The sequence below is a fragment of the Escherichia sp. E4702 genome (assembly GCF_963883545.1).
GTDB lineage: Bacteria > Pseudomonadota > Gammaproteobacteria > Enterobacterales > Enterobacteriaceae > Escherichia.
The window spans coordinates 102,994-128,459 of sequence record NZ_CAWORF010000023.1; the positions used below are offsets into that span (position 1 = coordinate 102,994).

Annotated in this window: 25 protein-coding genes; 6 read left to right on the forward strand and 19 right to left on the reverse strand. The window is 49.5% G+C overall.

Annotation, left to right across the window (positions count from 1 at the left end):
- Nucleotides 1-82: 82 nt before the first annotated feature.
- From AACU94_RS15970 to AACU94_RS16000, 7 genes are all read right to left on the reverse strand, one after another.
- On the reverse strand, nt 83-2,356 hold the full coding sequence (locus AACU94_RS15970; protein ID WP_135488469.1) for a replication endonuclease: 2,274 nt from the start codon (nt 2,354-2,356) through the stop codon (nt 83-85).
- Complete coding sequence (locus AACU94_RS15975) at nt 2,346-2,621, reverse strand: DUF5405 family protein (RefSeq protein ID WP_000027667.1); 276 nt, start codon at nt 2,619-2,621, stop codon at nt 2,346-2,348. The genes AACU94_RS15970 and AACU94_RS15975 overlap by 11 nt, the downstream gene beginning before the upstream one ends.
- Nucleotides 2,618-2,842, reverse strand: a complete 225-nt coding sequence (locus AACU94_RS15980; protein ID WP_001113263.1) for a TraR/DksA family transcriptional regulator — start codon at nt 2,840-2,842, stop codon at nt 2,618-2,620. Before AACU94_RS15980 ends, AACU94_RS15975 begins: the two co-directional genes overlap by 4 nt.
- On the reverse strand, nt 2,842-3,144 hold the full coding sequence (locus tag AACU94_RS15985) for a DUF5405 family protein (protein WP_001277958.1): 303 nt from the start codon (nt 3,142-3,144) through the stop codon (nt 2,842-2,844). The genes AACU94_RS15980 and AACU94_RS15985 overlap by 1 nt, the downstream gene beginning before the upstream one ends.
- Entirely contained in the window at nt 3,144-3,368 is a 225-nt protein-coding gene (locus tag AACU94_RS15990) for a DUF2732 family protein (RefSeq protein WP_000557703.1), read from the reverse strand. The genes AACU94_RS15985 and AACU94_RS15990 overlap by 1 nt, the downstream gene beginning before the upstream one ends.
- A 63-nt stretch (nt 3,369-3,431) precedes the next feature.
- Nucleotides 3,432-3,932 carry a hypothetical protein gene (locus AACU94_RS15995; protein WP_000217670.1) on the reverse strand — a complete coding sequence of 167 codons (501 nt, stop codon included), beginning with the start codon at nt 3,930-3,932 and terminating at the stop codon, nt 3,432-3,434.
- Complete coding sequence (locus tag AACU94_RS16000) at nt 3,929-4,099, reverse strand: hypothetical protein (protein ID WP_165381236.1); 171 nt, start codon at nt 4,097-4,099, stop codon at nt 3,929-3,931. The genes AACU94_RS15995 and AACU94_RS16000 overlap by 4 nt, the downstream gene beginning before the upstream one ends.
- A 99-nt stretch (nt 4,100-4,198) precedes the next feature.
- Between AACU94_RS16000 and AACU94_RS16005 the strand changes: the two genes are divergently transcribed.
- Entirely contained in the window at nt 4,199-4,405 is a 207-nt protein-coding gene (locus AACU94_RS16005) for a hypothetical protein (protein ID WP_024240189.1), read from the forward strand.
- A gap of 2 nt (nt 4,406-4,407) precedes the next feature.
- Here the strand turns inward: AACU94_RS16005 and AACU94_RS16010 are convergent, their stop codons facing one another.
- Both AACU94_RS16010 and AACU94_RS16015 read right to left on the reverse strand, forming a co-directional pair.
- Nucleotides 4,408-5,004 carry a hypothetical protein gene (locus AACU94_RS16010; RefSeq protein WP_024240190.1) on the reverse strand — a complete coding sequence of 199 codons (597 nt, stop codon included), beginning with the start codon at nt 5,002-5,004 and terminating at the stop codon, nt 4,408-4,410.
- Nucleotides 5,005-5,013: 9 nt separating this feature from the next.
- Nucleotides 5,014-5,370, reverse strand: coding sequence for a Cox family DNA-binding protein (locus AACU94_RS16015; protein ID WP_033811826.1), 357 nt, complete (start codon nt 5,368-5,370; stop codon nt 5,014-5,016).
- A gap of 104 nt (nt 5,371-5,474) precedes the next feature.
- Here AACU94_RS16015 and AACU94_RS16020 point away from each other — a divergent pair, with 104 nt between their 5' ends.
- From AACU94_RS16020 to pflA, 3 genes are all read left to right on the forward strand, one after another.
- Nucleotides 5,475-5,774 (forward strand): helix-turn-helix transcriptional regulator, encoded by a 300-nt coding sequence (locus tag AACU94_RS16020; protein WP_024224642.1) that lies wholly within the window; start codon nt 5,475-5,477, stop codon nt 5,772-5,774.
- A 93-nt stretch (nt 5,775-5,867) separates the two neighbouring features.
- A complete protein-coding gene (locus AACU94_RS16025; protein WP_000023391.1) occupies nt 5,868-6,863 on the forward strand; it encodes a phage integrase in 996 nt (331 codons plus the stop codon).
- Nucleotides 6,864-6,894: 31 nt separating this feature from the next.
- Complete coding sequence (pflA, locus tag AACU94_RS16030) at nt 6,895-7,692, forward strand: pyruvate formate lyase 1-activating protein (RefSeq protein WP_000067977.1); 798 nt, start codon at nt 6,895-6,897, stop codon at nt 7,690-7,692.
- Nucleotides 7,693-7,770: 78 nt separating this feature from the next.
- Here the strand turns inward: pflA and AACU94_RS16035 are convergent, their stop codons facing one another.
- Entirely contained in the window at nt 7,771-9,201 is a 1,431-nt protein-coding gene (locus AACU94_RS16035; RefSeq protein WP_130260772.1) for an APC family permease, read from the reverse strand.
- Nucleotides 9,202-9,411: 210 nt separating this feature from the next.
- Nucleotides 9,412-10,560, reverse strand: coding sequence for an MFS transporter (locus tag AACU94_RS16040; protein ID WP_130215689.1), 1,149 nt, complete (start codon nt 10,558-10,560; stop codon nt 9,412-9,414).
- A 314-nt stretch (nt 10,561-10,874) separates the two neighbouring features.
- Between AACU94_RS16040 and ycaC the strand changes: the two genes are divergently transcribed.
- On the forward strand, nt 10,875-11,501 hold the full coding sequence (ycaC, locus tag AACU94_RS16045; RefSeq protein ID WP_012133028.1) for an isochorismate family cysteine hydrolase YcaC: 627 nt from the start codon (nt 10,875-10,877) through the stop codon (nt 11,499-11,501).
- A gap of 35 nt (nt 11,502-11,536) precedes the next feature.
- Here the strand turns inward: ycaC and dmsC are convergent, their stop codons facing one another.
- The 8 genes from dmsC to lrp form a co-directional block, all read right to left on the reverse strand.
- Nucleotides 11,537-12,400 carry a dimethyl sulfoxide reductase anchor subunit DmsC gene (gene dmsC, locus AACU94_RS16050; protein ID WP_135488470.1) on the reverse strand — a complete coding sequence of 288 codons (864 nt, stop codon included), beginning with the start codon at nt 12,398-12,400 and terminating at the stop codon, nt 11,537-11,539.
- A gap of 1 nt (nt 12,401) precedes the next feature.
- Entirely contained in the window at nt 12,402-13,019 is a 618-nt protein-coding gene (gene dmsB, locus AACU94_RS16055) for a dimethylsulfoxide reductase iron-sulfur subunit DmsB (RefSeq protein WP_000213094.1), read from the reverse strand.
- A gap of 10 nt (nt 13,020-13,029) precedes the next feature.
- Nucleotides 13,030-15,474, reverse strand: a complete 2,445-nt coding sequence (dmsA, locus tag AACU94_RS16060) for a dimethylsulfoxide reductase subunit A (RefSeq protein WP_135488471.1) — start codon at nt 15,472-15,474, stop codon at nt 13,030-13,032.
- 239 nt (nt 15,475-15,713) lie between these two features.
- Nucleotides 15,714-17,006 carry a serine--tRNA ligase gene (gene serS, locus AACU94_RS16065; RefSeq protein ID WP_000886683.1) on the reverse strand — a complete coding sequence of 431 codons (1,293 nt, stop codon included), beginning with the start codon at nt 17,004-17,006 and terminating at the stop codon, nt 15,714-15,716.
- 90 nt (nt 17,007-17,096) lie between these two features.
- A complete protein-coding gene (gene rarA / locus AACU94_RS16070; protein ID WP_135488472.1) occupies nt 17,097-18,440 on the reverse strand; it encodes a replication-associated recombination protein RarA in 1,344 nt (447 codons plus the stop codon).
- 10 nt (nt 18,441-18,450) lie between these two features.
- Nucleotides 18,451-19,062, reverse strand: a complete 612-nt coding sequence (gene lolA, locus AACU94_RS16075) for an outer membrane lipoprotein chaperone LolA (RefSeq protein ID WP_001295343.1) — start codon at nt 19,060-19,062, stop codon at nt 18,451-18,453.
- A 158-nt stretch (nt 19,063-19,220) separates the two neighbouring features.
- Nucleotides 19,221-23,207 (reverse strand): DNA translocase FtsK, encoded by a 3,987-nt coding sequence (locus AACU94_RS16080; RefSeq protein WP_135488473.1) that lies wholly within the window; start codon nt 23,205-23,207, stop codon nt 19,221-19,223.
- 134 nt (nt 23,208-23,341) lie between these two features.
- A complete protein-coding gene (gene lrp / locus AACU94_RS16085; RefSeq protein WP_000228473.1) occupies nt 23,342-23,836 on the reverse strand; it encodes a leucine-responsive transcriptional regulator Lrp in 495 nt (164 codons plus the stop codon).
- 555 nt (nt 23,837-24,391) lie between these two features.
- Here lrp and trxB point away from each other — a divergent pair.
- Nucleotides 24,392-25,357 (forward strand): thioredoxin-disulfide reductase, encoded by a 966-nt coding sequence (gene trxB / locus AACU94_RS16090; protein WP_135488474.1) that lies wholly within the window; start codon nt 24,392-24,394, stop codon nt 25,355-25,357.
- Nucleotides 25,358-25,466: the final 109 nt, after the last annotated feature.

Genomic DNA, 25,466 nt, shown 5'->3' on the forward strand with positions numbered 1-25,466 from the left:
ACACATCAAAGAGTAAATCCACCTAGTTTGCAAATTATCAACCTACAAGAGTGTTTCGGTGTGCAGATTTTTCATATTTAGATTACCACCTCGAAAATGCTTCCCACGCCTTCTGAACATGGTAATGAAATTCTTTTGCGCCATAGTTCACAATTGCACCACGCGCCAGCGCCTCAAGCTCCCATCGCTGCGGCCTGATACCGTTCTGAGCAAGGTCTACACGGATACGGGTAATTTGCAATCGTTCCGACCGGGTCAGCCTGGCTGATGGCGCTATTTCATGCGGTTTTAACGGGCTTCCGTTTCTTTGCTGACGATTTGGTGTTCTCAGTCCGTGTTTTAATGCACCTCTGAGCGCCCTCACGACCTCCGGGTCATTCCATTCGATAACACCGTCATCAACCAGATTAAGCACTGCTGCGGCGTGCTCAGAAGGTGTGGGAGCCGGTAACGAAGTATCACCACCGGTGACCTTTCCACAGTTATTGACAGGACTCCGAGGCGCGGCGATGCCGCTTTTTAAAGTCAAAGGCTCAACGACCGGCACTTTCGGAACAATGCGCCAGTCCGTCGTTCTGGTGATATGAATATGACGCGCGCCGAGATGCGGCGCGTAAATGCCGACCACTCTCTCGACTTCTTCCTCGTACTCGTTAACTTCATCCGACGGACTACGGGCGACCCTGACAGTCTGACAATCGCGCGGGACATTTGCCCCACCCTGCGCGCTGATATACAGCGCAAAATCACCACTGTCTGCGGCGGCGCGTGCAGCCTCGACACGCTCGTCAAACTCATCAGCAATGCTGACGCCGCGAGGCAATTTGCGTAGTTCACGGTAAGCCCCCATTGTCGGCAGGCCAACCGTTTTAAATTGCGGAATGCGCCACGTTGACGCCCATGTGGTAACAGCCGCAGCAGTATCTTTCAGCGGCCTGCCGGTGTCGTTATCGAGCTGCCCATCCAGTGCATAGCCGTCGATATTTTTTGAGATGTATTTCGCGATATACCCCGCAGCACCGCCCCGGTTAAGGTGTTTTGCCTGAAAACGGTTTCGCGCGGCTCCTCTTTCGTCGCCATCCTCTTTGAGCGCATAGCGACGCATGATTTCGATAATCTGGTTACGCTGGCGTGGATTACAAAAAAGCATCATATGCCAGTGCGGCGTTCCGTCGTGGTGTGGCTCGACGACACGCAAACCGTAGACCTGTAAATCATTATCCTTGAATGCCGTGCGCATCAGGCTCCAGATACGGCAGAGATAACGCTGCGCATCCTTTGGATTAAATGCCTCATCGTTCCAGCCGTGATTAAGCTGAACGGTTTTACTTTCGCCTTTTCCGACCTGACGTGTCGGGTGATACTTTGACGGCGCGGTCAGCGTGATAAACATCCCCACATCACCCTCTGCGGCGGCGTAACGCTCAATACCGGCAATGGTGTTCATCAGCTCCATCCGGCGAATTTCTGGATTAGAAATACTGCCCATCACCTTACTGATAAGGTCGATGCGCTCGCCGGTTTCCCTGTTTTCGAGGTCGCACGATTTAAGAAATTCCAGATTTGCCTGGCGGCGTGCACGCACATCACGAATGGCATGTTTACTGGCATAAGGAGAACGGTCTTTATTGACCTCCCCGACAGCAATCAGTAACGCCTCATGCCAGCGCATACGCTGGCCTTTAAGCTGACTAATCCACCACTCATCGTTAAACAGACGGGCAATGGCAGAATATGCCTGCCTCGTGGTCATCTGTCCTTTACGGTATTTTTTCCAGTAGAGAGGGGAAATATTGAAAGCACGTGCAGCGCCAGCAACATGACCATACAGGTGAGCCTGCGCCTCATCCGTAAACAGTGATTCTTTTTCGCCATGCGCATCCACCCAGGCATCGCTGAGTTCCTCATACATCATGAAAAGCTGCGATGAGATACGGGCAGCAAACTTTTTCAGCTCCTTGTCATTCATTCCCGGCAGGCGCGCATAGTGGTCACGCTCTGCCAGAAACAGCAACGACGCGTCGGTGTTCATTTCATGGCGCTGATTCACACGCTCAATGCGCGGCCATAAACGACGCTGAAAAGTGGATGTGAGGAAATAAAACCCGTGCACCGGGCTTTTATTGCGCCGGATGTAGTCATAGCGTGAAGTAAACAGCGAACGCAAAAAGTAAGGCAGGCGGTTAATCGTGGATAAAACACCTTGCACCTGACGCATCTCGTCACGTGTAAGGGGTCTTTCGCGCCCGACAGCCTCGCGTGGCGCGTTCCATGCATAAGCACCGGAAAACGTCTTACCGGTGCCTGCGGTAAATGCTGACGGAGGGACAAAACGCCCGGAGGCTTTAACGGCCATATGAGCCAAAAGCCTCTGAACAACGCCTGCTGAGTTGCTCAACCTGCGCGTTTAAATCAGCAAAAGACTTTGCGCTTCCGGTCAGAATATCGTGATGCATCAGGCCGGAAACGAGCTGGCTTAATTTCGGGTAATAACCAACCACCGCCAGCCATTCCTGACCGGCGTTTTTACCGCTTTCAGCTCTCTTTTTCTCGTGGAGAATAAACTGAAAGCTGTCACTGGTAACGACATAACGTTCGCCAATTTCAATACGAATACTCATGCCATTCTCCGGTAATGCTTGTTTTTTGCTTCAAAGACTGACTGGCAGGAAACACAACGCGTGGCTGACGGATAAGCTGCACGACGGGCAGCAGGTATTGGCGCGTCACACTCTTCGCAAACCAGCGCAGAAGCACCGCAATGTTTTACCCTTGCCGCGTTAATCTGGCGCTCCAGTAATTCAGCCTGTTGTTCCTGAATAAAATCTACGTTGTCCGGCATTACCAGTTCCTTTTGTCGTTAAGGTTTTTAAATTCATCAGCGCAATAGCTGGCGATTTCTGTCGTTAATTTCGTCAGTTCATCCACGGAGGAGATTTGCTTGTGAAACACAGCGCGTTTAACAAGTAAATTGACCACATCAGACAGGAGGTTTAATTCGTTCTGATAAATCGCGATAACAGACTCAGTTATTTCGCGTTTTTCTTTATCAAGACCAAGTTGAATAAGAGACAAATCGCCATTTTTCATAACGGCGATTTTTAAGGCGTTATTCAGTAATACAACTGAACGAGAACAGGACATCAAAGCACCTCCCCGCGAGACAATCCGATATTGTGAAATTTTTCCGACTCCTGACTGAGCAGCTCGACTATCTCCACGCGGGATAACTCCGCCTTTGTGATGTGGCGAATCATGGCATCAAGATGAGAAGAAAAGCGCGTCGCAGCGTCGGCCTGTGCTTCGGTTCTGGCCTGTTGCAGCAGTAATGCGTATTTACCGCACTGATTTTCAGAAACTGTATGCATAACTTTCTCCAGGCAAAAAGAAGCCCCGCACGATTAAGTGCGTTAAAAACTCTGGTTAATTACTTAATGCAGATATTGCTCTGGTTTTACCGACGTCAGAATTGTCGGTGCATACTCAAACAGACTGAATAATTCACGTAATGCACGGAATAAAGCATCACGCCAGTAACATGACTCTTCATTAATTCGCCAGTATGGCTGGTTGAATTCTTTTTCAGTCAATCCGGCATGCATAAATAAAGTACGGCGCTGACTGACTGTTAAAAAACTAATATATGCATACTCACTTGCACCGACCTGACGACGTTTTGAGAATGCCCCACGCAATTCATCAATTGCACATACCAGTCGTTCACGTTCGACGTCGTTCATTTCTTCAAAACGCATCGTTGCGTGACGCTGTTTTAACTGCGCATGAAAGCAAACTGTTAGCCGTTCGCGCTCCATCATCTGATTATAATAATCACATGTATCCTGCCAGCGAGGAACGGCAAGATGCTTACCAATTATCCGGCGCATAGCTGCTGGCTGTTTTTCAACGAGATTGAGCGTCATCACTGTCATTTCCATACCCTCCGGCTTTTCAGAAAGGTCAGAGCCTTTTTTAACGGACTCTGTTTTTTGGTGCGGATAATGATTCCCTTACGCCCCTTACCGTGGGTGATGGTGAAGTCAATCGCCCTTGGGCTTTCGTTACGCAATAACTGAGCAATACAACGAGGTTCCGGCATAACTCCTCCTGAAACAGAGCCGGTTTTTAGCCATGTCCGGCACATGGTCTTGTGGTAAGATCGAATCGCCAAAAACAACCAACCACAAAAGGTGTAAAAATGGACAAAAAAACTGTTACTGTATTTCCAGACAAAATCACTATCGATGGTATTGTCAGTGAGGGTAAGATGAGACTACTCGCACACCTTCATACCGACTTAAACCTAAAAAGCGATAATGTTCTTGCAATTAGTATTCAACTCGAGCAATTAAAAAATCTTCATGCTACTATCGGCGAATACTTAGAGCTGAATAAAGAAAAATAATTTCAATCTACTTTGCGCCATGAGTATTTTTGCATTCCTGGCGCATATTTTTCTACAGCATTAATAATACTCAGCGCATCAAATTCGCTATAACCTTTTTCGTCACCCGATAACTTTGATACTCCGTAGTACACATGACCGATAAACCTGTCATTTTCATAACAAGCTCTACAGTATAGAGTCACATAGTTGCGTAATGGGGTTAGCTCGCAACCAATAATAGAAAGATCACCAAAACGCAAAATCTCAAATTTACTTGATTTGCTTCTTTTTGTTTTAGTTGGGGCATGTTGATTCTGGCTGATTAACGCAAATGACTCTTGTAAATTATTTATAATCTCATTACGTTCATCTCTTTTGTTATTTTCCAGCCTGACACATCCACATTTAATTAAATGCGTCAAAGTCTCAATTTCTGCAGCTCTTACAGGTAAAGCCAGAAAATTAACTTCTTCTTCTAATTTTTTCGCTTCAATTTCTATGTCATCAACTATGGCTGATACGTTAGATTGCCCTTCAATCGACAAAAGTCTCGTGCGCAGCTCGATGATCAACGATTGAATTTTTTTAGCTGCCGTGTTTCCTACTATAGTGTTCATAACATGCCCTCACACCATACGCCCTAATTTCGACTTGCTATAACTAATGCGGTTCTTCCAGTCATGCCATTCTGTCGGAGCTTCATCGACTAGTTGAGCTGCATATTTGTCCCACTCACGACGATTAATCCATAACTCAGCATTCCCCCCTGGCTTCAGTGGGTCTGTCATATAGAACGCAGGGAGCTTGCCTGCTCTCGCCATTTCTGCTACAGCGCGTGGTGTCTTACCTATGTAAAGAGCAAAACCCTCTTTCGACAGCAAATCTGAAGGCACAGCAGCCAATTTAACTGAATGACGTTTTGCTTTTGTAAGAACTGAGACTTCTTGTCTTGTCTCGTCAGAAATTTCAGATCCGACATTCATTTTGCTATTCTCCTAATTGGCTCCACAAACTAAAGCTAGTTAGAGTTGGCTAGAGTTAGGTGTGGAATATCACAACGGATTAAAAATAAGAGATCTGATTCATTATGTCAATTGAGATTCGTGAGAAACTTAAACTTATTCGTGAGTCTGAACGCCTCAAGAAGAAGGAAGTAGCTGAAATGACAGGTATTAATTACGTTACCTATGTGGGGTACGAAAATGGGAAATCATCCATTTCACATGACGCGGTAGTGCGACTTCTGAAACACCCAAGATTCCGTAAATATCGTGACTGGTTCATGTTTGATGAGACAGATCCCGCTGCCGGACAAATAGCCCCGGCGCTCGCACACATTGGGCAAGACTCAACAACCTTGCACCACTCAGACCAAAAGACTGGCTGACGATTTATTCAGCATATGTGTGCAGTAAATGTACGAAAGAAAATTGCATTAATTTTCAAGTAGTAGAAGTAAACAGCGTCATCGGAGGGCTTTATGTCTATTAAAAAGCTCGATGATGGTCGTTATGAAGTGGACGTCAGACCGCAGGGTGCAGATGGAAAACGTATCAGGCGGAAATTTAAAACTAAGGGTGAAGCTCAAGCATTCGAACGTCATGTCCTGGTTAACTACCACAACAAAGAGTGGTTGGAGAAGCCAGCCGACCGCCGAACTCTTACAGAGTTGTTAGGCAGATGGTGGATATATCACGGAAAATCACATGAGCGTGGAGATATTGAACGGGGGCGTTTGACGACAATAATCGCCAAATTTGCAGAAATGGGAGTGTCCAGAGCTGACCAGCTAACAAAGAAAACGATAACTGATTATCGCGTTGTAATGATGAACGATGGTCTTAAACCAGCCAGCGTAAATCGGCATCTGGCAATAATGAGCGGGATGTTCACCAAGTTAATTGACGCCGGTGAATACCACTCTCACAACCCGTTCCGTGAGGTTAAGCGGTTACGTGAAGCTGTTACGGAAATGGCTTTTTTGTCCAGTGAAGAGATTACGCGGCTGTTATCCATGCTTGATGGTGATGAATTAAATGCAACTCTGGTCTGCCTTTCTACTGGTGGACGCTGGAGTGAAGTGTCAAATTTAAAAGCTGAACACATCATTAACCAGATGGTTACGTTTATGAAAACTAAAAACGGAAAGCGCAGGACAATTCCCGTGTCGCAGGACCTGATTAAACGGATCAAGACCAAAAATTCAGGCAGGCTTTTTAATGCCAGTTACTACAAAGTGCGCAACGCTCTCAGGGAAGTAAAACCCGATTTACCTGACGGACAGGCAGTGCATGTTTTGAGGCATACATTTGCCACACATTTTATAATGAATGGAGGTAACATAATCACATTGCAGCGCATCCTGGGTCATTCTAACATTCAGCAAACTATGACCTACGCACACTTTGCACCGGATTTCTTACAAGATGCTGTGACTCTTAACCCGGTGTCAGGAATGTCCATAATGCGTCCATAAACCAGAGTTAACTAGAGCCAATTGAAGCGATATGAGTAATTTAACTAATTGTAATACAACAGAAAATACCGCTGCGGCGGGGGCTACCAAGTCAGTTATTGGTCGCATTCACTCCTTTGAATCCTGTGGAACCGTAGACGGCCCGGGTATTCGCTTTATCACCTTTTTCCAGGGCTGCCTGATGCGCTGCCTGTATTGCCATAACCGCGACACCTGGGACACGCATGGCGGCAAAGAAGTTACCGTTGAAGATTTAATGAAAGAGGTGGTGACCTATCGCCACTTTATGAATGCTTCAGGCGGTGGCGTTACCGCATCCGGCGGTGAAGCAATCCTGCAAGCTGAATTTGTTCGTGACTGGTTCCGCGCCTGCAAAAAAGAAGGCATTCATACCTGCCTGGATACCAACGGCTTTGTTCGTCGTTACGATCCAGTGATTGATGAACTGCTGGAAGTGACCGATCTGGTAATGCTCGATCTCAAACAGATGAATGACGAGATCCACCAGAATCTGGTCGGCGTTTCCAATCATCGTACGCTGGAGTTCGCCAAATATCTGGCGAACAAAAATGTGAAGGTCTGGATCCGCTACGTTGTTGTCCCAGGCTGGTCTGACGATGACGATTCAGCGCATCGCCTCGGTGAATTTACCCGTGATATGGGCAACGTTGAGAAAATCGAGCTTCTCCCCTACCACGAGCTGGGCAAACACAAATGGGTGGCGATGGGTGAAGAATACAAACTTGATGGTGTTAAACCACCGAAGAAAGAGACCATGGAACGCGTGAAAGGTATTCTTGAGCAATATGGTCATAAAGTAATGTTCTAATTTCCCCGTAAAGCGGCAACTTTATTGAGTTGCCGCTTTGTTATTCCTCGCTTCATTCTGCAGAACTAACCACAATGATTAGTTCGTATTCGCTTTACGAGCCAATAGCGGGAATATCAACCCCAACCCCACCAGCACAAATGGTGTAGCGATATTCAGCGCTAGCTGGAAGGTCCACTCTGCAGTGAAGGCTTCCATTTTCGGGAAGATCCCCGTCAAACAGGCAAAAGCAGTAAAGGCAAAACACCAAATCCCGACAGTCATCGCCAGAGACTTATTACGAATAAAGACATATTCCGGTTTATATTTCTGCGCCAGGCGAACTACTGCAATAAACGCCACGAACACCCACAAATAACGCAGTGGCATCACTACTGAGTTCAAATTGAGCAGCCATTTGTAGAGATTATTCATGTCACCAATACCCAGTGTTGGCAGCATAATCAGAATCGCCACCAGCACCAGGGTCAGTAGATAACCATTAACCGGTGTACCTGAATCATTGGTCCGGCACAATCTGGCAGGAATATATTTACTATCCGCATCACCTAATAACACTTTCAGAGGAGCATCGATGGAGAACACCAGAGCGGCGACTTGTCCTAGGGTATTTGCAATGGCGTAAATCACCATTAGGGTATTCCCCATGTTGTAATACTCGCCCAGCTTCTGAAAAGCGTAATACTGACCGTTAGTCATTAAGTCATCAGGAATATTACGCGAGTCAAACATCATCCCCATTGCGAGAGAGCCCAGAATGGCACAAACCGCAACCATCACCGCCAGGCATAGCATCCCTTTTGGAAATTCTTTTCCTGGGTTGCGCGTTTGATTAACGTAGGGAGAAATCTTCTCTGCACCGCCAACCGCGAAAACCAGCATTGAAATAGTGGTAATGTAGGTAAAATCGATATGGGGAATGAACGTTTCCCAGGTAATGTTCGTGGTCGCAATATGCACTTCAGTAATCGCAGGCGCGGTTACTGCCATCGCCACATACAGGAGCGACATGATAAACATCGCAATCCCTGCCACAGAACCGACGATTTTCAGCGATTTCATACCACGTGAAGCGATCCACATAAAGAAGACAAACAGCACCAGCGTTAACCCCTGTAACGCTACGACTGAATATTCTTTGATTAACGAACCGTCACCTTTCATCGCCCAGCCGAGCGCAATCAGAATGGCCTGTGGTTTTTGTGCCAGATAGGGTATATGCACCACCCAATAGGTCCACGCGGCAAGATAAGCCAGTCCGGGGCCCATTGTGTGTTTAATCCAGGTACTGACTCCGCCTTTCCCATCTTTAAAAGTCGACCCCAACTGACCGACAATCAATGCATATGGTGTAAAATAGAGCGCAAATATAAACAGCCATGAAAAAACAACGACCAACCCCTGGTTGGCATAATTATTAACAACATTGCCAAATCCCCAAACCGTAATAAAAGACATCAGTGCAATGTTGTACCAGCGCAACTGTTTTTCCTGAACGTTCCCAGCCATAGATCGATCCTTCGCTATTTTTTTAATAGATATCTGTAAAACGAGGGATTATGCGCGGCTAATAAGAAGTACGAAAATAGCGGAATGAAAAATTATAACCTGCTGCACAATTTATTTTTCCATAAATGAAATTTGGTAAAAGCAAGTTGTATAGAGGAAACAAAAAAAACAGAGTGCGATACAGCATGTTCACACTCTGCACTAATTCATTTACACATGAGCGACAGGTTTGGGTGTATGACCGGCGTTACGCAGCAGCATCAACAAGTAGATAAATGACACACTGGCAATCATAATAAATAACAGTTTATCGGAAAAATTCTGCATCAGTATGGCGGTAAAAGACGGACCAAGCAGACTACCGACTGTATAACTCAACAGTAAAGCCTGATTCATCGCCACCAGTTGATGATGTTCAACCTTCTCACAAGCCCAGGCCATCGCTACTGGATACAGCGTGAACCCCGCAGCACCAAGAATAAACAATGAAGGCGCCATCGCGGCCTGGCTTAACATTGCAATACTACCAAGAATGACAACAAAAACCTGAACGCGCAGTACCAGTAGACGACCAAATTTATCCGCCAGACGCCCAATAGGCCACTGCCCAAGGATTCCTGCGCTGACCAGTACAGCCATCCAGAAACCGATGCTGGCGTTATTGATCCCCTGATGGTTAAGATACAATGGCATCAGACCATACAGAGAACCCAGGACAATCCCGGAGATAATACAGCCATTGACCCCAAGCCGTGCCTGACGGAGTTTAAGCATTGATGTAATCGGCGTAGCCGGATGTTTTTCCGTTTGCTGATTCAGAATACGAGTAAACAACAACGGTAAGATGCCTGCCAGTATCAAACCCGTTGCCCACGGTAACACGGCCATCAGCTCAGTCGACACTTTGCTGACCAGTAACTGGCCTAAAAACGTCCCCACGTAATAAACCATCATATACGCAGCAAGCAGCCGCCCACGGTTACGGGACGTCCCACTGCACATCAGCGCGCTTTCAACCACGACCCAAATCATTGCGCAACCAACGCCTGCAACGAAACGCCAGGCAAGCCAGCTCCAGAAGCCAATCATAAGGCCAAGCCCGGCACATCCAGCCGCAAAAATAAACGACGCCAGATAGTAACTACGATTAAACCCAAATCGTTTAATGACATACCCTGTTAGCAGGGTACCAACGAGGTTACCTGTAAAATATGACGAGCTGACAACGCCGACCTGCCATGTGGGCAAGTGTTCCTGAGCGAGCCATAGAGGCACGAGCGTATTCAGCACCGCAATCGCCAAAGTCAACAAAAGCAGGCCAGACAGCAAGAGCATGACAGGCCGGGTATACGTGGACATGAATTAAAACCGTGAGGAAGTTCAAATTTCATGCGCATCATGCCACCAACCAAAACATTGTCAATGGGGGAAAATACGTACATAACGCAGCGGCTGTATTATCGATTTATATTACTCATTCATAACACTAATAACGAAAAGATAATCAGTCTCATCTAATTGTTTTTATTGATCTAACATAAAGTTCATATGGTTAGTTCAGTCGAAAAATTTCATGGTCACAGCAAACCTGAATTTCCCGTCTATGCTTTCAGGGCAACGCATCGCGTCTGAACGATTTCAGGCGTACCACTGACTCTCAAAAGGAGAAGAGAATGACCAAACCGTATGTTCGTCTCGATAAAAATGATGCTGCTGTTTTGTTAGTTGATCACCAGGCTGGTTTGCTTTCCCTTGTGCGGGATATTGACCCCGACAAATTCAAAAATAACGTGCTGGCGCTGGGTGACTTAGCAAAATATTTCAATCTCCCCACCATTCTCACCACCAGTTTTGAAACCGGCCCTAACGGCCCATTAGTCCCCGAGCTGAAAGCACAGTTTCCGGATGCGCCTTATATTGCGCGTCCTGGAAATATTAACGCCTGGGATAACGAAGATTTTGTCAAAGCAGTTAAAGCGACAGGTAAAAAACAACTGATTATTGCAGGGGTGGTAACCGAGGTTTGCGTAGCATTCCCGGCGCTTTCGGCTATTGAAGAAGGGTTTGATGTATTTGTGGTAACCGACGCTTCTGGAACCTTTAACGAGATTACCCGGCATTCAGCGTGGGATCGTATGTCACAAGCTGGCGCTCAATTGATGACATGGTTCGGCGTGGCTTGTGAACTGCACCGCGACTGGCGTAACGATATTGAGGGACTGGCAACGTTGTTCTCTAATCACATTCCTGATTATCGTAATTTGATGACCAGTTATGACACGTTAACGAAACAGAAATAAGAGATAACCGGGGCCGAAACCCCGGTTATTACACCTTAACTGGCAACAGCCATGCCAACGGTCATATGCAAACCGTAGAATACCCCGCGGCCGATTAATTCCCCTGCGAGAAGCAGGATGAATGATACGGAAAGCAGAGGCACCGCAGGCTGAAAGCCTTTCACCTGCGGTGCAATCCACAAGCACAGTGCCACGGCCAAAAGCACAATCCGCCAGGACATCAGCGCACCGTAGTCAGGCACCAGTGCAGCAGCCTGTTGCACTGAACTATGAATGGTCGCCAGTTCTGCGCCCTGCATTACTGACATCACGCCACTCACCACCAGTGCCAACACGGAAATTGCAGACAGCAGACGCATCGCCCAGCCATCAACGCCAGCCAGGCTCAGCAACAGGTAACCCAGCAACGGGCCGCCCATAAACATGGTCAGGAAGAAGCCCATCGGCGTCCAGATACTGTACCAGGTCGGTACGGTATCGATGCTGTTATAGACACGCACCATCATCCAGACAAAGACCACGCCGAGAACCATCGTCACCACCAGCCAAAGCGTGCGTAATGCCGGTGACAATTTTTTCAGCATCGCCAACAACCAGCCGATGCCACCTACGGCAAAAAAGATCGAACCGCTGGCGATTTCGTTACTCAGTGCTGAAGCCCCTACCCGGTTAAGCGAGTTAAAGGCGCGCATTGGTGAGCCAAGATGGAGCATAGAGGCGATAAACCCAATGCCCATCAGAACCCATAAGCCAAACATGCAGGCGATAACACGCTGCTGGGCTTCTGCTCGCAGGTCACCTTTAAGCAGTGCCAAAGCCAGAACGATAAAACCGCCCGCCACACATTGCCCAAAGACCGTGAAGATCATCAGCGGCCATTCATGCCATCCACTTCCCATCTCACACCTCCTTCGGGTTTGCCAGATAGCCAGTGGTATCCCCGGTTGGGCGGCTATTGGCGTTAGGTTTGATCACAATATTCGGTTTGGTGAAGTGCGCACGCGGCAACGGCGCAACAGCCGCCAGATCGCCGTGTTTTTTACGCAGCTCGTCGATAGGTCCGAAATCCAGCGCCCGTAGCGGGCAAGATTCGACGCAGATCGGTTTTTTACCTTCTGCGACGCGGTCATAGCAACCATCACATTTGGTCATATGACCTTTGGTTGCGTTGTACTGCGGTGCGCCATACGGGCAGGCCATATGGCAGTAACGACAGCCAATACACACATCTTCATCGACAACGACAAAACCATCTTCACGTTTATGCATCGCACCGCTTGGGCAGACTTTGGTACAAGCCGGATCTTCGCAGTGGTTGCATGAAATCGACAAATAGTAGGCAAATACGTTTTGATGCCAGACGCCGTTATCTTCCTGCCAGTCTCCACCAGCATATTCATAAATGCGGCGGAAACTAACTTCCGGCGTCAGATCTTTGTAGTCTTTACAGGCCAGCTCGCAGGTTTTGCAACCGGTGCAACGGCTGGAATCAATAAAAAATCCATACTGAGTTGTCATCGGTTACTCCTTACACCTTTTCAACCTGAACAAGGTTCGTATGTGATGGATTCCCCTTGGCAAGAGGAGACGGACGTTGAGTGGTCAGTACGTTAATACAACCGCCCTTATCGACACGTTTCGCATCCGGGTCATACCAGGCACCTTCGCCCAATGCGACCACGCCCGGCATCATTCGTGGCGTCACTTTCGCCTCAATATGGACTTCACCACGATCGTTATAGATCCGCACCTTATCGCCGTTGCTGATACCACGTTTTTGCGCATCAAGTGGGTTGATCCACATTTCCTGACGGCAAGCTGCTTTCAGCACGTCTACGTTACCGTAAGTCGAGTGAACACGAGATTTGTAATGGAACCCCGTAAGCTGCAGCGGATACTGTTTGTTGAGCGGATCCTGATAACTTTCAAAGCCCGGTGTATAGATCGGCAGCGGATCGATCACATCGCCTTCCGGCAATTCCCAGGTGGCGGCAATGTCAGCCAGCGCCTGTGAATAGATCTCAATTTTGCCCGATGGCGTGGTCAATGGATTAGCCTGCGGATCTTCACGGAAGGCTTTGTAAGCAACGTGATGCCCTTGCGGATCGCGCTTTTTAAAGATCCCCTGTTTGCGGAACTCTTCAAATGTTGGCAGTTCCGGAATCGCTTCGCGCGACTGGGCATACAGGTGACGCATCCACTCTTCCTGGGTACGACCTTCTGTAAACTGTTGCTCGACGCCAAGACGTTTTGCCAGTTCGCTGGTCATCTCATAGATAGTCTTACATTCAAAGCGCGGTTTAATGACCTGGTCGTTGAAAATGACGTAAGACATATTCCCGCAGGAGGCATCCAGCGCAAAGTCCATCTGTTCGGAGGCAGTGCAGTCCGGCAGCAGGATGTCAGCATATTTTGCCGATGAGGTCATGTGGCAGTCGATAACCACAATCAGCTCACACTTCTTATCATCCTGGAGGATTTCATGGGTACGGTTGATTTCCGAATGCTGGTTAATCAGGCAGTTACCGGCATAGTTCCAGATCATCTTGATCGGAACATCCAGCTTATCTTTCCCGCGCACACCATCACGCAGTGCCGTCATTTCCGGGCCACGTTCAATGGCATCGGTCCACATAAACATGGAAATGCTGGTCTGAATCGGGTTTTCCAGAGTAGGCATCCGCACAAACGGTAAGCTGTATGAACCTTCTCGCGCACCGCTGTTACCACCGTTAATACCGACGTTCCCGGTGAGGATTGCCAGCATCGAAATGGCACGCGTGGCGATTTCGCCATTGGCATGGCGCTGCGGCCCCCACCCCTGGCTGATAAATGCCGGTTTGGTGCTACCGATTTCACGAGCAAGTTTGATGATTTTATCTGCCGGGATACCGGTAATTTGCGAGGCCCATTCCGGTGTTTTGGCAACACCGTCTGGCCCGTCACCCAGAATATACGCTTTGTAGTGACCATTTTTCGGCGCGCTGGCAGGCAACGTTTTTTCGTCGTAGCCGACACAATATTTGTCGAGGAATTCCTGATCAACCAGGTTTTCGGTGATCATGACATACGCCAGACCGTTAACCAGTGCCGCATCTGTTCCCGGACGAATCGGGATCCATTCATCTTCGCGTCCGGCGCCCGTATCGGTATAGCGCGGATCGATAATGATCATACGTGCATTTGATTTTTGCCGCGCCTGCTCCAGGTAATAGGTCACCCCGCCGCCGCTCATACGCGTCTCGCCAGGGTTGTTACCAAACAGCACCACCAGTTTACTGTTTTCGATATCTGACGGACTGTTGCCATCGGCCCAGCCGCCATAGGTATAGTTCAAACCTTCGGCTATTTGCGCCGAGGAGTAGTCACCATAATGGTTCAGATAACCGCCGCAGCAGTTCATCAAACGCGCAACCAGAGTATTTCCCGGCGGCCAGGAACGGGTCATGGTGCCGCCCAGCGTACCGGTACCATAGTTCAGATAGATGGATTCGTTACCGTACTCTTTTATCAGGCGCTGCATATTCGTGGCGATGATATCGTAGGCTTCTTCCCAACTAATACGCTCAAACTTACCTTCACCGCGAGCACCTACTCGTTTCATCGGATATTTCAGGCGGTCGGGATTGTAAACGCGGCGACGCATAGAACGCCCACGCAAGCACGCGCGCACCTGGTGCAGTCCTTCGTAATTGTCATCCCCGGTATTATCCGTTTCGACATATTTGATTTCGCCGTCCACTACATGCATACGCAGCGGACAGCGGCTGCCACAGTTAACTGTACAGGCGCTCCATATCACCTTTTCGTCTGAATTTGCCGGAGCAACACTATTAGCTGCGTGCGCAATCCGGCTAAAGGGTAATGTTAACGCGCTGCTGGCCATCGCCAGGCCGCCGATCGCTGTCGTTTTTACCAAACCACGGCGACTCACCTCAGCAGCCAATACCGCATCAGGAATTTTCGTTTTCATAATGGCTCACTCAAGCTTGCTTACGATTGATTCCAGTAACAAACCGTCTTGTGTAATTATTTTCATAGCGGTGCGCTATATAGGCTTGTATACATCGAATAATTTGAAAATCAACGAGATAGGAAGATTTTCACTCGAAAGTAGTATTGCGCTTAAGTGACGAGTAATTATTGTTTGGTATCAAAGGGAGATAAAAAAAGCGCCCGCAGGCGCTTTTTTAGATTCAGAATAGTTGGATATTAGCCGATATATTCCAGTCCGTTCATATACGGGCGCAGAACTTCTGGTACTTCAATACGACCATCAGCCTGCTGATAGTTTTCCATTACCGCAACCAGCGTACGACCAACAGCCAGACCAGAACCGTTCAGGGTATGAACCAGACGGGTTTTCTTGTCAGACTTACTGCGGCAACGTGCCTGCATACGACGCGCCTGGAAATCCCAGACGTTGGAGCAGGAAGAGATCTCGCGGTAGGTGTTCTGTGCCGGGATCCATACTTCCAGGTCGTAAGTTTTGCAAGCGCCAAAGCCCATGTCGCCAGTGCAAAGGATGATTTTGCGGTACGGCAGGCCCAGCAGTTGCAGGACTTTCTCCGCATGACCAGTCATCTCTTCAAGTGCCGCCATTGAATCTTCCGGACGCACGATCTGAACCATTTCAACTTTGTCGAACTGGTGCATACGAATCAGACCACGGGTATCACGACCATAAGAACCGGCTTCAGAACGGAAGCATGGGGTATGAGCGGTCATTTTGATCGGCAGATCATCTTCATCGATGATTTCACCGCGAACCAGGTTGGTCAGCGGAACTTCTGCAGTTGGGATCAGCGCGTAGTTACTGGTATCAGCTTCTTCTTCCAGCGGACGAGTATGGAACAGATCACCAGCAAACTTCGGCAACTGACCCGTACCGTACAGCGTATCCTGGTTAACCAGGTACGGGACATAGTTTTCGCTATAGCCATGCTGCTCGGTGTGCAGGTCCAGCATAAACTGCGACAGTGCGCGGTGCATGCGAGCGATCTGCCCTTTCATCACCACAAAGCGCGAACCTGTCAGCTTAACCGCTGCCGCAAAGTCGAGGCCGGAGTGCATTTCACCCAGCGTCACGTGGTCACGAACTTCGAAGTCAAATTCACGCGGGGTACCCCAGCGGCTGACTTCAACGTTGTCATTTTCATCTTTACCAACCGGCACTTCATCTGCAGGCAGGTTAGGGATTGTCAGCGCGATATCGCGAATTTCAGCCTGTAAAGCATCCAGCTCGGCTTTTGCTGCATCCAGCTCTTCGCCCAGTTTGTTCACTTCCAGACGTAAAGGCTCGATATCTTCCCCGCGCGCTTTCGCCTGGCCGATGGATTTCGATCGAGAGTTACGCTCTGCTTGCAGGTTTTCCGTTTTGACCTGCAATACTTTACGACGCTCTTCAAGAGCGCCCAGCTTATCTACATCCAGCTTAAAGCCCCGGCGTGCCAGTTTTTCAGCGACTGCGTCTGGCTCATTACGCAGCAGATTGGGATCGAGCATGCTTATCCTGTGCTTATCGAATTAAATGGGAGATGTGGCCACAGCCTGCGACCACAGGGATACAGTAACAACATTACCGCAACGATAACATTAACGGTAGCGTTTTATGGGGCTATTTTGATCCTGTTCAGCCAGCCAGGCGAGCTTTTCGCCAATCTTGCCTTCAAGGCCTCTGTTTGTCGGGAAATAATAGCGCGTTTGTGCTATTTCCGGCGGGAAGTAAACCTCACCGGCAGCATAAGCGTTTGCTTCATCGTGGGCGTAACGATATTCCTGCCCGTAGCCCATTTCCTTTATCAGTTTGGTTGGCGCATTACGCAGATGTACCGGCACGTCATAATCCGGACGTTCACGGGCATCAGCTAACGCGGCTTTAAACGCGGTGTAGACAGCGTTACTTTTTGGCGCACAAGCGAGATAAACAATCGCCTGGGCAATGGCGCGTTCACCTTCTGCCGGGCCTACGCGGGTAAAGCAATCCCAGGCCGCAATCGCCACTTGCATTGCCCGCGGATCGGCATTACCGATATCTTCTGAAGCAATCGCCAGGCAGCGACGAGCGACATATAACGGATCACCGCCCGCAGTAATAATCCGCGCATACCAGTAAAGCGCTGCATCGGGTGCGCTACCGCGTACCGATTTATGCAGCGCGGAAATCAGATCGTAAAAGCGATCACCTTTGTTATCAAAACGAGCGCTACGCTCACCAGCAATTTCGGTGAGTAACTCAGGCTTCAGGACACGTTTGCCGCTGTCATCGACTTCGGCCATATCCGCCATCATTTCCAGCGTATTTAACGCCCGGCGCGCGTCGCCATTCACCAGTTCAGCAATCGCGCGGCGTGTTTCATCTGGCAGAACAATATCCTGCCCACCGTAGCCGCGGGTTTTGTCTTCCATCGCCTGAGTCAGTACTTGCTCTATATCCTCGGTGGTCAGGGATTTGAGCAAATAGACACGAGCACGGGAAAGCAGCGCCGAATTAAGCTCAAACGACGGGTTTTCAGTGGTTGCGCCAATAAACGTGATGGTGCCATCTTCAATGTGCGGCAGAAACGCATCCTGTTGGCTTTTATTAAAGCGATGCACTTCATCAACAAACAAAATGGTACGGCGACCGGCATTGCGGTTTTGCCGCGCGCGCTCTATCGCTTCGCGAATTTCTTTCACGCCAGAAGTGACAGCAGAAATACGTTCCACATCAGCATTTGCATAGCGGGCGATCACTTCGGCAAGGGTAGTTTTACCGGTACCTGGCGGCCCCCAGAGGATCATGGAATGCAGATGTCCGGCTTCGATAGCGCGCGGCAACGGCTTCCCCGCAGCCAGCAAATGTTGCTGGCCAATATACTGTGCTAAATTTTCTGGCCGCATACGTGCGGCCAGAGGTTGAAAAGTATTATCCGAAAAATCGAGCGACAGATTGCTCACTCAGGTGCCTCTACTTACGTTGATCATCTACCGTTACGCCTTGCGGCGGGGTGAAGGTAAATTTCGCTGCATCCACAGCCCCATTTTGCTGGGATTTCAGCTGATAACTGCTGCGTTGATCGTCCTGTTCCACCGCGCTGAATTGATGGATGGTGCCATCACGGCCCACGTTAATAGTGAACTGCTTCAGATTGCCATTGCTGGCTTTCGGCGTCAGGACAAAATCATCGCCGTTCTGTTTGATGTTGTACTGCTGCCAGTCGCTGGACTGGTTACGTGCGATCAGCATAAATGGCGTATTCCCGGTGGCATCTTTCAGCCAGGTCGCCGTAGCCTGTTCAACAAACGGGTTATAGAACCACAGTGTTTTACCATCAGAAACCAGAATGCTTTCATCAGGTTGAGTCATATGCCAGTTGAATAAGTTTGGACGTTTCACCCACAGATCGCCCTGACCTTCCTGCACCGCCGCGCCGCTACCGTCAGTCACTTTTTGTGTGAAGCTGGCGTGGAAGCTGCTGACTTTATCCAGACGGCTTTTCAGATCGCTTGCGGCATCAGCCCAAACACTGGACGCCACTAAACTTGAGAGTAATGCACAGGTGATGGCAATTTTTTTCATCATTGTTCCTCAAATTACGTCACTCCCGATCGGGAGTTCCCTCTACTCTCTATTCCAGGCTAATAATCAGCTTGAGGAAAGAAGAAAATACTGAATTTTCAGTTGATAGAGTGCCGGATGCGACACTATCGCGTCTTATCCGGCCTACGATGCACTAATTAGTCAAACGGTGGCGGAGCCAGTACTTCACGATTACCGTTGTGACCCTGTTCGCTGACGATCCCTTGCGCTTCCATCTGTTCAACAATGCGTGCAGCACGGTTGTAACCGATGCGGAACTGACGCTGAACACCAGAAATAGACGCTTTGCGTTTTTCAGTGACAAACGCCACCGCCTGATCGAACAGCGGATCCAGTTCTTCAGCACCGTCGAAACCACCAGCTCCGCCTTCGCTTTCGCTGTCGGAGGTGATGCCATCTACATACTGCGGACGACCACGCGCTTTCCAGTCCTGCACCACGGCATGAACTTCCTGATCGCGAACAAAAGCACCATGGACACGTACCGGCATGGTTGAGTTCGGCCCGGAGTAAAGCATATCCCCCATACCAAGCAGTGATTCCGCGCCAGCCTGATCAAGAATGGTACGTGAGTCGATCTTGCTGGATACAGTAAAGGCGATACGGGTTGGAATGTTCGCTTTAATCAGCCCCGTAATAACATCCACCGAAGGGCGCTGCGTTGCCAGCACGAGGTGAATACCTGCAGCACGGGCTTTTTGCGCCAGACGCGCAATCAACTCTTCCACTTTTTTACCTACCGTCATCATCAGGTCGGCAAATTCATCCACCAGCACTACAATGTACGGCTCTTTTTTCAGCACTGGATGCTGGGCATCCATACTGTCACCTGGCTTCCAGTACGGGTCTGGAATCGGACGCATCATTCGGTCCGCTTCAGCAATTTTTTCGTTATACCCCGCAAGATTACGCACTCCCAGGGCCGACATCAGCTTATAACGGCGTTCCATTTCATTTACGCACCAGCGCAGAGCGTTGGCAGCATCTTTCATGTCGGTAACGACTTCCGTTAACAGATGCGGGATGCCTTCATAAACCGAAAGCTCCAGCATTTTCGGGTCGATCATAATGAAACGAACATCTTCCGGCTGCGCTTTATAGAGCATGCTCAGGATCATGGCGTTTACTCCCACCGACTTACCGGAACCAGTGGTCCCCGCAACCAGCAAGTGAGGCATTTTAGCCAGATCGGCTACGACCGGATCGCCTGCGATATCTTTACCCAAAACAATCGTCAGCGGCGATGGGTTATCACGGAACTTCGCGTTATCCAGCACTTCGCGCAGATAAACGGTTTGTCGTTTTTTGTTCGGCAACTCCAGACCTACGTAAGGTTTGCCAGGAATGACTTCAACCACGCGCACCGCCACGGTCGACAATGAACGGGCAAGGTCACGTGACAGGTTAGAAATACGTGCTGCTTTTACGCCCGGCGCCAGGTTCAACTCAAAACGGGTGATTACAGGTCCTGGTGAATAATTGACCACATCAGCTTTAATGCGGAAATCGGCCAGCCGTGCTTCTACCAGACGCGCCATTTGCTCAAGCGCAAAGGTATCTACTGGCTCAACTTCGCTTGGCGGTGGTGTCAGCAAATCCAGCGAGGGTAGTGGCGTCGTTGGTTTATGCAACGGACGGCTATCACCGTTGCGCATTAACAACGGATGAAGCAGGGTATCCTGCGGCTGTGGCGCTACCGGCTGCTGCGGCTGTTGATACTGCGGCTGCGGCGCCACCGGTTGTTGCGGCTGTTGATACTGCGGCTGCGGCGCCACCGGTTGTTGCGGCTGCTGATATTGCTGCTGCTGCGCTACCGGTTGCTGCGGTTCAACAATGGGCGTAAACAGCGGCTCGTGTGGGCCATCATCCACCAACGCTTTCATCGGTGAAAATTCAAAATCATTCAGCGAGAATGGATTTGCTCCCGCAGGTTGTTCACCGGAATAGCGTTGCTGCTGAGTCTGGGCAAACTGACGAGCCAGTTCAGCCTCTGCCGCTGCATCTTCATCTTCAGGGTTAACTGGCGCATCATGCTGATACTGTTCACCATAGCGTTGCTGCTGTGCCTGGGCAAACTGACGTGCCAACTCATCTTGCTGCATCGCATCGATTTCATCATCGTTATACTGATCGCCAGAATCGTATTGATTGCGCTGCGCTTCGCGAGCTTTCTCTTCGGCGGCTCGTTGTGAAGGTAGTTTAATGCCATACGATGCCAGTTCACGACGAGTCGGAACACGAATACGTTTTGGTCGTGGCAACTGCGGGCCTATCCCCTCTTTCACTTGTGGTCGAGGTCCACCGCTATTTGCCAGGCTAAAAACAGGTGCAGCAACCGTTGCTGCGGCCCCCGTCGCCAGAGTCGCTTTCTTCACGCCCGATGCCAGCGGCGAAACACCAGCCACGGCTTCTACCGGAGGGACTGCGGCAGCAGTCGGCGATGACTGAACAGATTTAGCTGACTGAACAGGTCTAACAGGCTCAGGTTCTTTAACTGGTTCAGGAATAGGCTGATACCAGGCGGCGAGCTGCTCACGTTCGCGCGCACGCTTCTCTTCAACTTCTTCAAAGTAGTAAAGCGGCGGACGCGCAGGTTTTGTTTCTTCAGCAACCGGTTCAGGCTCCACAACAGGCGGCTGCTCAACCGGGTGCGGCTGTTGACGCAACGTCTCCTGAACGGCTGGCTGCTGGTAATTTTGCTCAGGATGGTATGTAGACTGCGCCGCAAAAGTGGATTGTGTCCCCTCGGCTTGCCACGCGTTATCAGCCACTGGCTGTTCAGGCACTGGCGCATAATAGGGTTGTTGAACAGGTTGTTCCGCAACAGGTGCATAATATGGTTGCTGAACCGGCTGTTCAGGCACTGGTGCGTAATAGGGTTGTTGAACAGGTTGTTCCGCAGCAGACGCATAATATGGCTGCTGAACAGGTTGTTCCGCAGCAGGCGCATAATATGGCTGCTGTGACTGCACAGGTTGTTGCGGATAACCTTCCGGCGCTGGGGCAATGACCGGCTCGCCCGTTTGCGGTCCTGGCGCAGGCTGCCAGGCAACAGCAGGTTGAGCAGGTGGAACATCAACCGACGCAACAGGCGGCGTCTGAGTAACAGGCCCAACCGGAGCAGCCCAGCTTTGCGTCGCCGTGGTAGCAGCTGCTGCCGCAGCAACAGGTTCGGTAATTGGTGCACCGCTTAATAATGGATCGTATTCGTCATATTCTGGCTGCGTTGCACGGTTGCCCGAAAAGAGGACATCATCAGGATCAGCGGCTACGCCGCGCGCAGTGTAGGTAATGTCGTCTTCATCATCCATCCGCTTACCGGAGAACAATGCAGCGTCTGTTTGCCGCCCCATCGGATTGATGAATTTTTCCGCCAGACGTTTACGACGCGCTAACGCGCCACGAAGAATACGAGCACGGCGCGATTCATGCTGTTTGCCGTTTTTCTCGTCTTCATACTCTTCGTCGTCTTCATACTCTTCTTCATCAACCCAGGTATCATCGCGACGAGTGCGGTTACTGGCGAAAGTGAGGATGTTTAAAATCCAGCCCCCCAGTTTTTCGGCAATGGTCACCCAGGACCAGCCGGTAAACAGCGTCAGGCCAGCCGCCCAAACACAGAGCAGCGCAATGGTCCCACCACTGCTGTGCAACAGCGGCTGTAGCGTAGTGCTTAATAAACTACCGATTACACCACCGGAGGCAAAATACCAGATGTCGTCCGCGTTGATTGCCGCAAGGCCACAGGACGTAAGGATAAGCGCCAGCACGCCAATAATTCTTAGCGAAACGGCGAAATAGTCAACGTACTCATCACTGGACTGATGACGCCAGGCAAACCAACAGCCGCCAACAATAATGACCGGGATGGTGTAAGCCATCACGCCAAAAATGAAGAACAGCGTATCTGCCAGCCACGCGCCAGGCGTCCCGCCTAAATTATGGATAGGCTCATGCCAGGCCGTTTGCGACCAGCTGGGGTCCGAAGGGTTAAAGCTTAATAAGGCTGCCATCAACCAGACGGCAAACAGGACAATAAGAATCAGCAACGCCTCCAGAAGTCGGCGCCCGCTGCTTAACTTTGTCAATGTGACTTCTTTGTCTTCAGTGTATTCCTGGCTCAAGAAAGGCTCTCCAGGTTACAGGCTTTTCCTGCCCGATGCTAAAACGGACAACAGCACCAGGTTACCCCAGTACTGTTGCTGTATGGATTAACAGGAGTGTAATCAAAATACGCTTATTTTGCACCTGTTCCGTGTTAGCGCGTCTTAATAACCAGACGATTACTCTGCTTGACTTCTTCCATAACAACATATGTCCGTGTGTCATTGACGCCAGGCAGACGCAGCAGGGTTTCCCCTAGCAGCTTACGATAAGCTGACATATCCGGCACGCGTGTTTTCAACAGGTAGTCGAAATCACCGGATACTAAATGACACTCCTGAATTTCTTCAAGTTTTTGCACAGCAGTATTGAATTGTTCAAACACATCCGGAGCGCCACGATTCAGAGTAATCTCAACGAATACCAGAAGTGATGCATCCAGATAATGCGGGTTCAACAGCGCCGTATAGCCCTGAATAAACCCTTGTCTTTCCAGCCGACGCACACGCTCAAGGCACGGCGTTGGGGAAAGTCCCACACGTTTAGAAAGCTCGACGTTAGAAATACGCCCATCCTTTTGCAACTCATTAAGAATGTTACGATCGATACGGTCGAGATCTTTGCCAGGGCGCTTCTTGCTATCTACCATTATTATTGTCTCTCTGTATTCCTTCCCTACTCCTGTCTGACCCTGAAGACATCACTGTTCAGAGTCGCTACCTGTCACGATAGACCGAAATCATTAAGATTCACGGCTCGCAATGCCTGGGTCTACGGTGAGAAGACCGTTGCCTTGAGGCAGCTATCGACATCACGAATGGCGTCTGTCCACGCCATGCGTAGATTTCACTAGCACGGTAAACATGGTATTTACATGCATGATTATGCGCACATAACAATACTGTTTTTTTCTTCCTCGAATGTTTTCGCAAAACACCAGGTGATTGTCAAAGCAAAACATCGTTTTTTAGTACAACATGCCAGTTATTCATTAACAGTGACGTTTAATCATCATTTAATCGGCTTATAAACCGGAAAAATTAAGTAGCAGACGTGATAATGACGGGAGAATGACAGGAGAATTTGACACGATTATCGCTTTTGACGATTGCACAAATCGTTAACAAAATCGTCATACTCTTTTTTTACGTCTGTAAATTCCCTACAATCCTGCCCATTGTCTGCCAACAACTATGGGGATCTCATGGGCACGACCAAACACAGTAAACTGCTTATCCTGGGCTCAGGCCCGGCGGGATATACCGCTGCTGTCTACGCGGCACGCGCCAACCTGCAACCGGTGCTGATTACCGGCATGGAAAAAGGCGGCCAGCTGACGACGACCACTGAAGTAGAAAACTGGCCAGGAGATCCAAATGATCTGACCGGCCCGTTGCTCATGGAACGCATGCATGAACATGCTACCAAGTTTGAAACTGAAATTATTTTTGACCACATCCATAAAGTGGATTTGCAGAATCGTCCGTTCCGCCTGACTGGCGATAACGGCGAATATACCTGCGATGCGCTGATTATTGCCACCGGGGCTTCTGCACGCTATCTCGGCCTGCCCTCTGAAGAAGCCTTTAAAGGCCGTGGGGTTTCTGCCTGTGCAACCTGCGATGGATTTTTCTATCGCAATCAGAAAGTGGCGGTCATCGGCGGTGGCAATACCGCAGTTGAAGAGGCGCTGTATCTGTCTAACATCGCTTCCGAAGTACATTTGATCCACCGCCGCGATGGTTTCCGTGCGGAAAAAATCCTCATTAAGCGTCTTATGGACAAAGTGGAGAACGGCAACATCATTCTGCACACCAACCGTACGCTGGAAGAAGTGATCGGCGATCAGATGGGCGTCACTGGCGTTCGTCTGCGCGATACGCAAAACAGCGATAATATCGAGTCTCTCGACGTTGCTGGTCTGTTTGTTGCTATCGGTCACAGTCCGAACACGGCTATTTTTGAAGGACAACTGGAACTGGAAAACGGCTACATCAAAGTGCAGTCGGGTATTCATGGTAATGCCACCCAGACCAGCATTCCGGGCGTCTTTGCCGCAGGTGACGTGATGGATCATATTTATCGCCAGGCCATTACTTCTGCCGGTACAGGCTGCATGGCAGCACTTGATGCGGAACGCTACCTCGACGGTTTAGCTGATGCAAAATAATTTTACAAATCAGTAACAAAAGTAAAGAAGGCGACACCATGCGACTATGGGTCGCCTTTATTTTTTCCCCGTTGTAACATTGCTCTGCAAATAATTCTGATAACTCACC